The sequence below is a fragment of the Sulfitobacter sp. UBA1132 genome (assembly GCF_002311545.1).
In the GTDB taxonomy this organism is placed as follows: domain Bacteria; phylum Pseudomonadota; class Alphaproteobacteria; order Rhodobacterales; family Rhodobacteraceae; genus Sulfitobacter; species Sulfitobacter pontiacus.
This window is the reverse complement of record NZ_DCAN01000004.1, coordinates 1-637: the sequence shown is the minus strand read 5'-3', so window position 1 is coordinate 637 and position 637 is coordinate 1. Positions and strand designations below refer to the sequence as shown.

The following is a 637-nucleotide window of genomic DNA, read 5'->3' as shown; positions in this document are numbered from 1 at the left end:
CGAAGAGCGTGAGCGCGAGGAAAGCCTGAAGGCGAAAGCCGAAGAGGACGAGCGCCGCAAGAAAGAAGCGGAAGCCGCAGCAGCCGCTGCCGCAGCCCCCGCAGCGGCCCCTGCTGCGCCGCGTTCGCCGAACATCAAATCCGGCGCACCGACCCCTGCGGCCCGCAAGAAAGAAGGCGACCGCGAGGAAACCAACAAGCGCAACAAGGGTGGCGACGATAGTCGTCGTTCCGGCAAACTGACGCTGAACCAGGCTTTGTCCGGTGGCGAAGGTGGCCGTCAACGGTCCATGGCGCAGATGAAACGCAAGCAGGAACGCCAGCGCCAGAAGGCAATGGGCGGTTCGGTTGAGCGTGAAAAGGTCGTGCGCAACGTCAACCTGCCTCCGGCGATCGTGGTTTCCGAACTGGCGAACCGGATGGCCGAACGCGTTGGCGCTGTCGTCAAAGCATTGATGACAAACGGCATGATGGTCACGCAGAACGAAACCATCGACGCTGACACAGCCGAGCTGATCATCGAGGAATTCGGCCACAAAGTGGTGCGCGTTTCCGACGCTGACGTTGAAGACGTGATCAAGGAAGCCGAAGACGATCCGAAAGATCTGGTCTCGCGTCCCCCGGTCATCACGATCATG

1 protein-coding gene is annotated in these 637 nt (G+C 61.4%); it reads left to right on the top strand.

What is annotated here, in order from left to right; genetic code table 11:
* Positions 1–637, top strand: a 637-nt coding sequence (locus B4F27_RS00930; RefSeq protein WP_286758620.1) for a translation initiation factor IF-2 N-terminal domain-containing protein, incomplete at both ends; no start/stop codon positions are given.